The following is a 13,176-nucleotide window of genomic DNA, read 5'->3' as shown; positions in this document are numbered from 1 at the left end:
GTATGAATATTGCCTCAATTAAAACATCCTATTTTGAGCCATGGTTACAGTTCAGTCACCCAATGGTAAGACAATTGGCCTTTACAATTGCTAGCCCGAACCTACTTAGCCAACTTCCCTGCCGCCTTACTATTCGACATAATTTTCAATTACATACGGATCAAAATTGGGAACAACATTTTCAAAATTACTTACCCCGCCTAAAGCAGCTTGATGCAGCACCAGAACCCTTACTTCAATTTATGTCTCGGCTTAAGAGTACACGCTTAGGTTTACGTTTTGAAAATTTACTTTGGTTTTGGCTACAAGAAGATCAATATCATCCTTATCAGTTATTAGGCCATAGCATTCAAAAAATTGATGGAGCAAAAACTTTAGGTGAACTCGATTTTTTAGTTTTAAATCAAAATACTCAAGAAATTGAACATTGGGAAGTTGCTCTAAAATATTACCTAGGTGAAGGTCAATTAAATTTAGAACAATGGATTGGTTTAAATAGACAAGATACTTTAAGTAAAAAGCTTTACCACTTTACTGACAAACAATTTCAATTTTCAGAAGCTTTGGGTTTTAAAGTTCAACAACGTTTCGCTGTCTTAAAAGGGCAACTTTATCTTCCTCTAAATTTACCTCAAGAACAGCCTATTCCTGAATGGGTAAATTTAAAACGTCGCTTAGGTACTTGGGGTACAGAAATCCCTAAATCTGACTTTTACCGCTTAGAAAGACATGAATGGCTTTGTCCTCATCAAAAAGCGAGTTCAAACACTGCTTATTGGTGGACTGATGGCCTATATTGTCAAAATATTAATGAAACCCGATTTTATATGTTCAGGCACCCTGCTTTACTAAGCTTAAAACCTTCTCTCATCAAAAATAACGGTGTTTTACAAGAGACCACGTCCTTATAGAAACAATTTATAACGTTTTTACTATTAAACAATCATGTTTCTTTTTCCGTTTGTTTTTTAATCTAAATTTACTTCATTATTAAATTTATACGGAGAAAATGATGAAAAAAGTTTTAGTCGCATCTGTAATGGTGGCATTTGTTTTAACAGGTTGTAATACGTTCAAGGGTTTTGGTCAAGATGTCTCTAAAGCTGGTGATGCTGTAACTAACACCGCACAAAAAACTGAAAATAAAATGTAAGTTATGCTTAACATTTAAAAACCTTATCGTTTCGATAAGGTTTTTTTATTTTTAAATACCCATCCCTTAGAGATTCGCCTATTATATCGGACTATATTTCACCTCATCAGTACGCAATTTCCGGTATGAACCACTCAGACACTCTCTCGCTTAGCTTAGAACTTTTACAACAGCCTTCTGTTACTCCTATTGATCATACTTGCCAAACTATTATGGCTGACCGCTTAGCTAAAGTTGGCTTCCATATTGAACCTATGCGCTTTGGAGATGTCGATAATTTATGGGCTCGACGTGGAACCGAAGGCCCTGTATTTTGTTTTGCTGGTCATACCGACGTAGTACCAACAGGACGTTTAGACGCTTGGAATTCAGACCCATTTGCACCAGAAATTCGTGACGGCAAATTATATGGTCGTGGTTCAGCAGATATGAAAACTGCATTAGCTGCAATGGTAGTTGCATCTGAACGTTTTGTAGCGAAACACCCAAACCATAAAGGTTCAATTGCTTTTTTAATTACTTCAGATGAAGAAGGTCCTGCTGTTAACGGTACAGTTAAAGTCATCGAAACACTGGAAAAGCGTAATGAAAAAATTACTTGGTGTTTGGTTGGTGAACCATCAAGTACTCATAAATTAGGTGATATTGTTAAGAATGGCCGTCGTGGCTCTCTTAATGCTGTATTGAAGGTTCAAGGCAAACAAGGTCATGTAGCTTACCCACACTTGGCACGGAATCCAATTCATGAAGCATCTCCAGCGTTAGCTGAGTTGTGCCAAACAGTTTGGGACAATGGCAATGAGTATTTCCCTGCAACTTCATTCCAGATTTCAAATATCCATGCAGGTACTGGCGCAACCAATGTGATCCCTGGTGCTTTAGAAGTTACTTTTAATTTCCGTTATTCAACCGAGGTTACAGCAGAACAGCTTAAACAACGTGTTCATGAAATTTTAGACAAGCATGGCTTGCAGTATGAAATTGTCTGGAATTTGTCTGGCTTACCATTCTTAACTCCAGTAGGTGAATTAGTTAACGCAGCTCAAACTGCTATTTTAAATGTGACTGGTACTGAGACTGAGCTTTCAACAAGTGGTGGTACATCTGATGGGCGGTTCATTGCTCCAACAGGTGCACAAGTTTTAGAACTCGGTGTTCTAAACGCAACTATCCATCAAATTAATGAACATGTTGATGTACATGATCTTGATCCATTAACTGATATTTATGAGCAAATTTTAGAAAATTTATTAGCTCAATAAAATAAAAAAGGAACTCAAATGAGTTCCTTTTTCCTTTATAAGCCAAGTGATTTTTCAATATATTCTAAGTTAGGTATATAGTAGCGTTGATCTTGCATACGCACATATTTAAATACTGCTGGGTGTTGTTCAGCCTCATACTCATCCATTTCATCGACAATTTCAGAAATACGCAGACGAGTAGAAACTGGCATAGTTTTACAGATTAATGCAAAACGTTGGCTAATATCTTCCCCTTCAATCACTAATGCTACTGCATGTTGATCAATCGCGCTATGTACTGAGTAGACCGGTAGCTTCACATCATGCCATTCAATATGTTTTACGCCATTTTTTACATCCATGGCAGACAACACAATGTTTTGTGGCAATAGCATAGGTACCTGATCGTTACATTCAATGATATAAGCGTCAATAAAACCAGTTGAAACCGTAATAAGATGCTGTAGCTCTTGTTGGTCCATATTAGCGATCAATGATGTATTTACACTACCTTTCATGATTTGACCTCACTGTCAGACGCTACAAGTAAAGCATCGATATTCTCTAGTAACTCTTCTTCCTGGAAAGGTTTACCCATATATTGACTTACACCTAACGAGAATGCTCGTTCACGATGTTTTTCGCCTGTTCTGGATGTAATCATAATAATTGGCATGTATTGATGCATATCATGATGTCGTACAAGATTGAGAACCTCAAAACCATCCATACGTGGCATTTCAATATCAAGTAGCATCAAATCTGGCTTAATATTTTCTAACTGCTCTATGGCATCGACACCATCTTTAGCCGTAACCACATCATAGCCTTGACGTTCAAGCAATCGGGACGTGACCTTACGTACAGTTACTGAGTCATCTACAATCATGATGAGGCGGCGTTCATCAGACTCTCGTTGTCTATACACTGCTTCACTAAGTTGTTTATGACGCTGAGTTGACTGAATTTGTCGCGCAATATTTTGTCCATCTAAAATTAAGCAGACCTGTCCATCACCTAAAATTGTGGCACCTGCAATTGCTCCAATGCTAGAGAACTGTTGACCAATTGGTTTCACTACAATTTGTGCTCGAGAGCCAATTAACTGGTCAACAAGTAATGCCACAGTTTGGCCATTATTGGCTTTAATCATTAACACAGGTAATGAATACATCACACCATTTAAACGTGGTATGGGTTGGTTACCAACAAATTCAGAAAGATAACGTAATGGATAACGTTTATTTTCATACTCAAATAGTTCTTGAGGACTTTCAAAATACTGCTCTAAAGAGGCTGGTGACACTCGAATAATTCGATCGATTTGAGCGAGTGGAATCGCAAATTGTTGATCTGCCACTTTAACCATTAAGGCATCACTTACCGCTACTGTAGTCGGTACGCGAATCGTAAATGTTGTTCCCTGCCCATAGACGGATTCAACGCTGACATGTCCACCCAAAGACTTAATATCACTCTGCACGACATCAAGACCTACACCACGTCCGGAAATCTGAGTGACTTGCTCTGCTGTACTTAAACCCGGATGGAAAATGAGTTGCAGTATGTCTTGCTGTTCTAAGTCTTGTTCTGGCTTGATCAATCCGGCAAGGAGTGCTTTCTGACGTACTTTTTCAACATCAATACCTTGACCATCATCACTAAAGACAACCACAACATCCGTACCTTGACGCTGAATATTAAGTTCAATACGCCCTGTTTCCGGTTTATTTGCTTGTTGCCGCTGCGCTCGGTCCTCTAAACCATGGTCAATTGCGTTTCTGAGCATATGCTCAAGCGGAGTCACTAACCGTTCTAAAATGTTGCGGTCCAACTCACCTTCCGTATTATTTACGAAAAGCTCAGCAGGTCTATTCAATGCTGTAGACGTCTGACGAACAATTCGTTGTAAACGCGGCAATAAACGCGAAAATGGGACCAAACGTGTCCGCATTAAACCTTCTTGAATTTCCGCTTGAATTCGTGATTGTTGTAAAAGCAAACTTTCGGTATCTCTGATTTTGTCAGATAACGTATTTTTAAAGTCGACCAAGTCCGATGCAGATTCAGCAAGCGATTTCGACAATTGATTTAAAGATGAATATTGGTCCATCTCTAATGGGTCAAAGTCAGTATAACGAGAATGTTCAATTCCATGTTTAGCAATAATCTGTGTTTCTAACTCACCTTCCATTCGTCGCAACTGATCGGCAAGTCGTTGAATCGCCAACTCCATTTCAACCAGTGTATGGCTAAATTGGCTTAAGTCCATTTCAATTCGTGAACGGTTAATGGAATTTTCACCAGATAAATCAATCATTTTCTCGATTAAGTCGGCTGAAACACGGATCATTTCATTATTCTGATCCAGACGCTCTGTTTGCTCCCACGCTCCCATCATTGGTGGAGGCTCTGTACCATCACCTTGTATAAAGGTCATCACTGGTTCTGAGCTAAACAAGTCCGCTCTAGTTAACTTAGTCGGAATCTGGATTGTAGTTTCAAAGAATTGAATATTTTCTAAACTTTGCTGTAATCCATCGAAATGCTGATAGTTGTGGTTGAAAATTGCATCTTTTAACCATGCAATCGCACTTTCTAATAAATGATCATAAATATTCGAATTGAAGTGATGTAGCGCAAATTGTTCAAAAGCATTTTCTAGTTGGTAGGCAATTGCTTGTACGGCTTCTAAACCCACCATCCGTGCACCACCTTTTAAACTGTGCACGGCTCTTTGAAGCTGAAGCAAAATACTACGGTTTGTACGCTGTTCAAACCATTGTTTTAATAGCGACTCAGCCATTTCTAACAATTCAGTAGCTTCTTCTAGGAACGTCTGTTCAACAACAGCCTCAATGTCCTGTTCATCAGCTGCAATTTCACTCTCTTGCGATGTAACCGTGGTAATCATCTCAACTGGAGTAGCTAACTCGGTAACCGCTGTATCGAATACCTGATCGTGATGAGTTTCTAGCTCTGCAAGAGCAGGTTCAAGTTCTACTAGTATCTCATCTATTATTACTTCAGATATCACCTCTTGCTCAGAGAATATCTCACTTTCAGTATCAAATGCCTCAACCACTGGTAAAGGTTGGAAGTTAGAGTTTTGACCTGCTCGTTTTAATGCGTTAATTGTGTAAGGGGCTGCATAATCTAGTTGTTGTTCACGCATGATTTGTAAACGGTCAGCCAAGTCATCTTGAACCAAACGAATAAAATCAATTAAATCTGAAGTTGCCACTAATTGCTTTTGAATTAAACGCTCATAGATGCTTTCTAATTCATGGGCAATCAAACCAAGATACGTTGCCTGAACCATATTTGCTCCCCCTTTCAAGGTATGCAAATAACGCATTAGATTGTTCAGAGCTGCAAAGTTTTCTTGCTCACCTACCCAAATATTAAGATCGGTATCAATTCCCTCAAGTAATTCTTCAGCTTCCTCAAGAAAAATATCTAAAAGATCAGCATCAAAATTTCGATTCACTTGTGTAGATGAAATATATTGTCGATCTTGCTGCACACTTTGACCTAATACCGCCCAGTCTGCAGAATCTGAGAAATTCTCTACAGTAGCTACTACTTCTGGCTCTGGTTCAATATTGGATATTGGTTCAAAAGATGTCGAATCCTGCTGAGGCAGGTCATTTGATATGTCTGGAATGTACTGCGTATAAAGTTTTAATTCTTCTAAAATACTTTGATGTTGCTTAACAACACCGACTCGCTGACCAGCAGCTAAAGCATCAAATAATTGAATGAGCTGTTGATGTGCTTTTTGATAAATTTCAAATATATAGTCTGATTGTAATAACGCAGGTTTATCAAGCAGTACTTCATAACTTTCTTTAAGTTGGCTGGTATATTCATGTAAACCCAGCATTGCTTGAGAATGTGTATGTTGCAGTAATAAATCAGCCTGTTCACTTAGGCGTTCAAGATAATCAGGAAACTCATTACGAATTCCCTTCTCAAAATCTAATTCTGCATCCAATAATTCAGAAACATCTAATTGTAATAATTGCGATACCAAGCCATGAGAAGGCATTAACGGATCTGTTCGGTCACCATGTTGCTCAACATATGCATCCCAAAATTGATTAAATTGCTGCAATCTCGCTTCGAGCTGTTCACTTGAACTATATCTAGATAGTAGTTCCAAGCTATCTCGAACAAACTCACGATATTCTTGTAATAATAAAATTTCTTCAGAGTGAGAAGATAACTCTTCTTGTAGCAGTATTTTAAATAAATGCTCAACTTTAGTACTGGCCTCGAAAATTGTTTCGACCTGTGCCATTGCAGAGCTACCACGCAAAGTATGTAAAGCACGTATTAAAGCATTGTAACTGTCGTACTGATGTAACTCTTGATCTAAGAATTGATGAATCGTGGCTAAATGTTCTTCCGCTTCTTCCATAAATAAGGTCAAGGTTTCATCTAGATTTATTTCAATTTCAGTATGTGTATCTTGAATGATTGGCTCGGCTAACGAATCTTGTTCAATATAATCTAGCTCAAGACCAGTCACTGTTTCGGCCGTAAGCGTATTTGAAAGTTGTAAAAGCTCTTCTAAAGCTGGTTCTAAACTTTGCTGTTGTTGTAGTTGTTGGCCTAATAAAATAAGAGGTCTGAAATCTAAGGTATGTGCTCGTTTTTGCTTAAAATTATCTACTAATTTAAGGAAATAGAACTTAAATACTAACTGCACATAGCTCTGAATAGTTGGCGTTAATTGTAAGCTTTGGTTGATTACCCGGTTGAGTGTATCTTCGACTGTCCACGCAAGCTCAGCTGAAGATTTAGCGCCAATCATTCTTCCGGAACCTTTTAAGGTATGGAAATGACGACGAATTTCAGTGAGCGTAGCAATATTCTCAGACTGCATCCATTTATTTATCAAAGGTTGCAAATCAACAAAAATCTCTTCAATTTCTTCAATGAAGATCTCAAGAAACTCAGCATCTTGTTCAGAATAGCTATCTTCAGGTAGCGTCATTGCTTCAGTTAAAGTTTTTAATATTTCTTTCATAGCAAAGGCTTCTTTTGCTTACCCCCTGAGTGGGGAAAACTACAGAGTCAACACCAGAAAAATAACTATCTCCCCAATATTTGTCTGGCGCTGCTCATACTTTTAAAAGAATAGCGATATGAGAATAGCTATTCTTATCCCCCAATTTAGTCTGGTAATTTAAAGTCGGTTACTGACTCACGTAATGACTCTGCCATATTCGCCAACTCTGATACGGAGCGAGCAGTGTCAAACGTTGCCGTTGTTGTTTGCGAAGTAATTTCTTGTACAACCGTCATGGTGGTTGCAATGTGACTCGCAGATGCTGACTGAAGTTTTGCTGCGTCGGAAATGCTCGCAATCAATTTTGCCAAGTCACCCGATACTTTTTGGATTTCATCCAGTGCAATACCCGCATCTTTTGCCAAATTCGCACCACGTACAACTTCTGTTGTTGTTTGTTCCATTGAAATAACAGCTTCGTTGGTATCGGTCTGAATTGTTTTAACCAGTGTTTCGATCTGTTTGGTTGCAGATGCTGAGCGCTCAGCAAGACGTTGTACTTCATCGGCAACCACGGCGAAACCACGACCAGCCTCACCTGCCATAGATGCTTGAATTGCTGCATTTAATGCAAGGATGTTCGTTTGGTCTGCAATATCGTTAATGAGCGATACGATGTTACCAATTTCTTGAGAAGACTCACCTAAGCGCTTAATACGTTTAGAAGTTTCCTGAATCTGCTCACGAATAGTATCCATACCTTCAATTGAACGATTTACCACTTGTGCACCATTTGATGCAATTTGTACTGAACGCTGTGCTACTTCCGCAGATTCAGAAGCGTTGGCAGATACTTGGTCAATTGACTGTGCCATTTCATTCATGGCAGTAGAAGCACCTGCAATTTCTTGCGCCTGATGTTCTGATGCCTCTGCTAACTGGTTAGTAATACTTTGCGTATCTTGTGTGTAGCGTGCAACTTCCTGAGAGGTTTCATGAATTCGTGAAACCAAATCTCGCAGTTGGTCAATTGCGAAGTTAATCGAGTCGGCAATAGCACCCGTAAAGTCTTCAGATACAGTTGCATATGAACGTAAGTCACCATCCGCCAAGTCGGCAATTTCATCAAGTAAACGTAAAATCGCATTCTGGTTACGGTCATATTCTTCCTGTAATCGAGCAACACGTTGCTTATCCATTACACTACGTAGTGTAATTAACTTGAATACAGAGAAAATTAGTCCGCCTAATGAAAGAATAAGAACAGCACCTAAAAATAAGGTGAGCCAGTTCTTTCTTGCAACATCAGATAAATGTCCTAGACTTTCCAACATTACATCCGATTTAGAGAAAATCTGAGAAGAAGCCTGACGAACATTGACAATCTGGCTACCATTTTTTAATACCGTTGCAGCAGCAGATTTTAAGACTTTGTCATATTCAGACTTAATACTTTCTAAAGATTCACGTAAAGCCGGATCAGCAATACGATCAACACCTAACTCGGCATTACCATTCAGTTCAGCATTTAAATAGGTACCAAAAGTCTCAATATCGACACTAAAGTCACTAGTTGATACATTTCCGTCCGTACCACTTAACACCGAGTTAATCGAACGTAAAATACGCTCTGCAATAAATACCTGGTTTTTAGCAATAATTACCTGACTACTTGGCAAACCTTGGCGAGCCATTTGGTCGACCATCAAGTTATATTCTGCCTGAATCTCTGGAACCGTTTCACTAATCGAGATGTTGGTATCATATAACTGGTTAAGTACTCGTTGATGTGATGAAATCAAATCAATATTTTTTGAAACCTCACCCCATATTTTCTCAACTTTTTGATATTCATCGGTCGACTTACCGTGAATATTTTCAATTTCAAGTAAGTTCTCATCAAAGTCTTTTTTAGATTGCTGTAGCTTTGTGATCGCCTCTTGAGAACCCGACTCTGTTGCTTCAGTTGCTTGCTTAGAAATGGTTTGAGATAACAGACGTAACTCACCAAGACTTCGAATTAACTGGTTATGACGAGGTACATTATAAAATAGATAAGCTAATGAAATTAACGCACATACTAAACATAACAGCGCTGCATAAAGGATAGGCTTGGACTTTTCACTTTCCCCAAATAAACTGGCAAACTGCTCAATTTTTGACTGGATTTTTGCAATAAAATTGACACTCGATTTTCCGGTAGCACCGCGATTGCCACTTTTCTTTTTAAGTTTAAAGCCCATACAGCTTCTCCCCAGAAAAATACGCTGTTCATTCACAGCATAAAAATTAGTTTATAAATTTTGTCGATGCGTTCATGTAGTGTGGGTTTTGCAATAACCGACTAAATAAAAAGACATGCCAATGTTGATTGTGTTGGTGAAAATACCCTTGGCAATATTCTTTTAGGTTTTCCTCTAAGTCTAAACTCTGAGAAAAAAAACTTTTTTTATTAAAGTGCTGAATCCCCAAAACCTGATCCACAACCAACCCCACATACTGGTCATGATGGCTAATACACAGCACTTTTTGGGTAGACGAAAATGAACTCCGCTGCCCTGAAATAAAATGAGCCAAATCAGATACCGAAAGTAATCTTCCACGAATGTTTGCCAATCCCTTGACCCAACTTTGAGTATTTGGAACTGGTGTATATTTCGGTGGATAGATAACTTCTGACACTTCCCCAAGTGGTGCGACGAAGTATTGCCCTCTCATTTCAAAAGCAATTCCTGACCATCGCTGTGCTTCATTTTGAACTGAAGCGTAATTCTTATTACCCCGTTTAGACAAACGAAGTAACTCGATAAATCCATTCGCTGCCATACTCGATCCTATAAAACGGGCGTATTTATCCCGTTATTTATGTTTTTATGGATGGATGAGTTAATTTAGAAATTGTTTAATTACATCAATTAATTGCTTTTCTTCGATTGGCTTGATTAAGTAATCGATTGCGCCTTGACGTTTACCCCATACTCGGTCAGTTGCCTGATCTTTAGTACTCACAATCACCACTGGAATATGCTTCGTGTCTTCATCACGGGTAATCTGGCGCGTTGCCTGAAAACCATTTACACCTGGCATGACCACATCCATTAATACCAAGTCAGGCTGCTCAGCTTTTGCCAAAGTCACACCATCTGCACCGTTAGATGCTTCAAGTACGTCATAGCCATGCTTAGTTAGGATTTCTTTAAAACGAAAAGTTTCTGTTGGTGAGTCATCAACAATGAGAATACGTGCCATTTCTTTTGCCCTCAAATTACTTATTATGAACTTACATGATTACGAATCGCATTTAGCAATTCATCTTTGCTAAAAGGTTTCGTCAAGTATTCATCTGAACCTACCACACGCCCTTTTGCCTGATCAAATAAACCATCTTTACTAGAGAGCATGATAACGGGAATGTTCTGATAATTTTGAGAGTTCTTAATCAAAGCACAAGTTTGATAACCGTCTAAACGAGGCATCATGATATCTACAAAAACAATATCCGGATTCGCTTCAGCAATTTTAGATAAAGCTTCAAATCCATCGACAGCAGTAATCACTTCGCAACCTTCGCGTTGCAATAGAGTTTCTGCGGTACGGCGAATAGTTTTTGAGTCATCAATAACCATTACTTTCAGATTTTGGAATGCATCTTCCATTTAATCTTCCATCCCCATAACATAAAATATAAATGCAATTTAACTTAAATTTGTTTTTACAGATTTATACGCATTTTTAACATATCTATACTTCTATTTTCAATGAAAGCTTTTTGTCTACTTTCTCATTTATAAACAATAACTTTTAACCTCATCACACTTTCAAAAAAATTATCATTTTTTTTATAATGTCGATATTTTTATTCAGTTAAATAATAACTAATATATTTAAGATTAATTATTTAAAAATAAGTGACTTACCTTTCTTTTTTGGGGAATTTTATGAATAAGCGGATGAAATATGCCTTTTATAGGAACTGCTTGTCTGTATCTATAGGCATTGCCTCTTGCGGAGCACTGTTTTTCTCTTCCCCAACGTTGGCTGCCAATGCAGCTCCTAAAGCTGTCTGGTATCGTTATTATGATCAGCATGGTATTGCGAATATTAGTACATCCGTAACGCCGGCTCATATTCGCTATGGATATGAAGCACTCGACCAGAATATGCAAGTCATTAAAAGAAATCATCCTTATAATTCTGAAGCTGATTTAAATCAGTCCTCACAGCGTGCATTATCAGCTCGATACAGAGAAGAAGATAACAAATTAAAAAGAGCATATAGCAATAGTAAAACTGCGACGATTAAAAGAGACCAAGCATTATTGGCAATTAAAAAACAAATAAATTATCAGCAGGACCAACTGAGCCAATTACAACAAGACAAAATTTTATTTAAACGGCAAGAAATGGAATATTTTCGTAAGGGTGAACAAGTTCCCGAAAGACATAAAACCTTGATTGAAAACAATCTTATGAATATTAATAAGGTTAAACAAACACTTGAAATACTTTCGAAAACCTATAATCGCACCAATAAAGATTATGAAAATATTATCGAACGTTTAAAAAAGCTTGAATAAGGTTACAGCTTTATCAAGAATAGGGGCAAAATAAAATTTTGAATTACAGGATGATGCTGTATGCGCACAACGCATCTTACCCCTTCTACTTTTTTTAAATTAAGCTTGATCAGTCTGAGTTTAATCTTAGCTGCATGTAACCAGCAAGAAGTACCAAAAACAACAGCATCTGAACCTAAAAAAATTGAACTCATTCCTCAAGATTTAATTCCTGTAAAAGAAGGCTCACTCGCCGCTCAAACCGCTTTTACAGGAACTATTCGTGCAGTACAACAAAGTTCTATTCAAGCCCAGGTTAGTGCAACAGCGACTGCCGTTACAGCCAATGTAGGTCAAAAGGTACAAAAAGGCCAAGTTTTAGTTAGATTAAATAATCAAGACAACGCTGCACGCTTAGCTCAGGCACAGGCTAATCTTGCTTCTGCTCAGGCACAAGCAGAACTTGCACGTAATTTGATGAATCGAAAACAAAGATTGCTCAATCAAGGCTTTATTGCCCGTGTAGAGTTTGAGCAAAGTCAGGTGGATTATAAAGGTCAACTTGAAAGTGTTAGAGCTCAACAAGCCAATGTGGATATTGCTAAAAAAGCTGATCGAGACGGTATTATTACTAGCCCCATTTCAGGTGCGATTACGAAACGACAAGTTGAACCGGGACAAACCGTTTCGGTTGGACAAACATTATTTGAAATCGTTAATCCGGATCAATTAGAAATACAAGCGAAACTACCTATTGAGCAACAATCTGCCTTAAAAGTAGGTAGCTCTATCCAGTATCAGATTCAGGGTAACTCGAAACAATTACATGCCATACTGACCCGTATTTCACCTGTAGCAGATCAAGATAGCCGACAAATTGAATTCTTTGCGAGCCCTAAAGAAGCGATTGATTCATTAAGTATTGGTGCGTTCATTAACGGTATTATTTTGCATAATGATAGCAATCAGGGACAAACCATTCCTTTAGATAGTATTCAAAATCTGCAACATGATCCTTTTGTATGGGTGATACGCAATCAAACGATTCAGAAAGTCAAAATTCGAGTGGTTGAGCAACGATACAACGAAAATATTGCTTTAGTTCAGGGTTTACAAAGTACAGATCAGGTAAGTCGTATCCAGTTTGAAGATTCTGATATCAATAAAAAAGTGACGCTTACAACCGAAAAAAATAAATAAGGTAGC

Annotated in this window: 11 protein-coding genes; 5 read left to right on the top strand and 6 right to left on the bottom strand. The window is 38.1% G+C overall.

Going from position 1 to position 13,176, the window contains the following annotated elements:
* Positions 1-2: 2 nt before the first annotated feature.
* The 3 genes from NQ782_RS14135 (at position 3) to dapE (ending at position 2,415) form a co-directional block, all read left to right on the top strand.
* On the top strand, positions 3-911 hold the full coding sequence (locus tag NQ782_RS14135; protein WP_001017518.1) for a DUF1853 family protein: 909 nt from the start codon (positions 3-5) through the stop codon (positions 909-911).
* 98 nt (positions 912-1,009) lie between these two features.
* Positions 1,010-1,153: an entericidin A/B family lipoprotein gene (locus tag NQ782_RS14130; RefSeq protein WP_001984826.1), complete on the top strand. Its 144-nt coding sequence runs from the start codon at positions 1,010-1,012 to the stop codon at positions 1,151-1,153.
* A 125-nt stretch (positions 1,154-1,278) separates the two neighbouring features.
* Positions 1,279-2,415, top strand: coding sequence for a succinyl-diaminopimelate desuccinylase (dapE, locus tag NQ782_RS14125; RefSeq protein ID WP_001016573.1), 1,137 nt, complete (start codon positions 1,279-1,281; stop codon positions 2,413-2,415).
* 35 nt (positions 2,416-2,450) lie between these two features.
* Here dapE and NQ782_RS14120 read toward each other — a convergent pair whose 3' ends face one another.
* From NQ782_RS14120 to pilG, 6 genes are all read right to left on the bottom strand, one after another.
* Positions 2,451-2,915 carry a hypothetical protein gene (locus NQ782_RS14120; RefSeq protein WP_000678930.1) on the bottom strand — a complete coding sequence of 155 codons (465 nt, stop codon included), beginning with the start codon at positions 2,913-2,915 and terminating at the stop codon, positions 2,451-2,453.
* Complete coding sequence (locus NQ782_RS14115; protein ID WP_057094352.1) at positions 2,912-7,432, bottom strand: Hpt domain-containing protein; 4,521 nt, start codon at positions 7,430-7,432, stop codon at positions 2,912-2,914. Before NQ782_RS14115 ends, NQ782_RS14120 begins: the two co-directional genes overlap by 4 nt.
* Before the next feature lie 146 nt (positions 7,433-7,578).
* On the bottom strand, positions 7,579-9,657 hold the full coding sequence (locus tag NQ782_RS14110) for a methyl-accepting chemotaxis protein (RefSeq protein ID WP_000505931.1): 2,079 nt from the start codon (positions 9,655-9,657) through the stop codon (positions 7,579-7,581).
* 46 nt (positions 9,658-9,703) lie between these two features.
* Entirely contained in the window at positions 9,704-10,240 is a 537-nt protein-coding gene (locus tag NQ782_RS14105) for a chemotaxis protein CheW (protein ID WP_000729761.1), read from the bottom strand.
* A 60-nt stretch (positions 10,241-10,300) separates the two neighbouring features.
* On the bottom strand, positions 10,301-10,663 hold the full coding sequence (locus NQ782_RS14100) for a PleD family two-component system response regulator (RefSeq protein ID WP_000101096.1): 363 nt from the start codon (positions 10,661-10,663) through the stop codon (positions 10,301-10,303).
* A gap of 23 nt (positions 10,664-10,686) precedes the next feature.
* Complete coding sequence (gene pilG / locus NQ782_RS14095) at positions 10,687-11,070, bottom strand: twitching motility response regulator PilG (protein WP_000389061.1); 384 nt, start codon at positions 11,068-11,070, stop codon at positions 10,687-10,689.
* Between the two features lie 282 nt (positions 11,071-11,352).
* Between pilG and NQ782_RS14090 the strand changes: the two genes are divergently transcribed.
* Entirely contained in the window at positions 11,353-11,991 is a 639-nt protein-coding gene (locus NQ782_RS14090) for a hypothetical protein (RefSeq protein ID WP_002027721.1), read from the top strand.
* Between the two features lie 60 nt (positions 11,992-12,051).
* On the top strand, positions 12,052-13,170 hold the full coding sequence (locus tag NQ782_RS14085) for an efflux RND transporter periplasmic adaptor subunit (RefSeq protein ID WP_057093819.1): 1,119 nt from the start codon (positions 12,052-12,054) through the stop codon (positions 13,168-13,170).
* Positions 13,171-13,176 lie beyond the last annotated feature (6 nt).

This window comes from Acinetobacter sp. BD54 (assembly GCF_044778325.1).
GTDB classification, from domain to species: Bacteria; Pseudomonadota; Gammaproteobacteria; order Pseudomonadales; family Moraxellaceae; genus Acinetobacter; species Acinetobacter baumannii.
The sequence above is the reverse complement of the archived record's forward strand: the minus strand, read 5'-3'. Positions and strand labels throughout refer to the sequence as shown.

What these genes read in the sequence shown, in the direction of transcription:
- NQ782_RS14135 (WP_001017518.1), top strand. Translation starts at nt 3, where the DNA reads ATGAATATTGCCTCAATTAAAACATCCTATTTTGAGCCATGGTTACAG.
- NQ782_RS14120 (WP_000678930.1), bottom strand. Translation starts at nt 2,915, where the DNA reads ATGAAAGGTAGTGTAAATACATCATTGATCGCTAATATGGACCAACAA.
- NQ782_RS14090 (WP_002027721.1), top strand. Translation starts at nt 11,353, where the DNA reads ATGAATAAGCGGATGAAATATGCCTTTTATAGGAACTGCTTGTCTGTA.
- NQ782_RS14105 (WP_000729761.1), bottom strand. Translation starts at nt 10,240, where the DNA reads ATGGCAGCGAATGGATTTATCGAGTTACTTCGTTTGTCTAAACGGGGT.
- NQ782_RS14115 (WP_057094352.1), bottom strand. Translation starts at nt 7,432, where the DNA reads ATGAAAGAAATATTAAAAACTTTAACTGAAGCAATGACGCTACCTGAA.
- NQ782_RS14085 (WP_057093819.1), top strand. Translation starts at nt 12,052, where the DNA reads ATGCGCACAACGCATCTTACCCCTTCTACTTTTTTTAAATTAAGCTTG.
- dapE (WP_001016573.1), top strand. Translation starts at nt 1,279, where the DNA reads ATGAACCACTCAGACACTCTCTCGCTTAGCTTAGAACTTTTACAACAG.
- NQ782_RS14130 (WP_001984826.1), top strand. Translation starts at nt 1,010, where the DNA reads ATGATGAAAAAAGTTTTAGTCGCATCTGTAATGGTGGCATTTGTTTTA.
- NQ782_RS14110 (WP_000505931.1), bottom strand. Translation starts at nt 9,657, where the DNA reads ATGGGCTTTAAACTTAAAAAGAAAAGTGGCAATCGCGGTGCTACCGGA.
- NQ782_RS14100 (WP_000101096.1), bottom strand. Translation starts at nt 10,663, where the DNA reads ATGGCACGTATTCTCATTGTTGATGACTCACCAACAGAAACTTTTCGT.
- pilG (WP_000389061.1), bottom strand. Translation starts at nt 11,070, where the DNA reads ATGGAAGATGCATTCCAAAATCTGAAAGTAATGGTTATTGATGACTCA.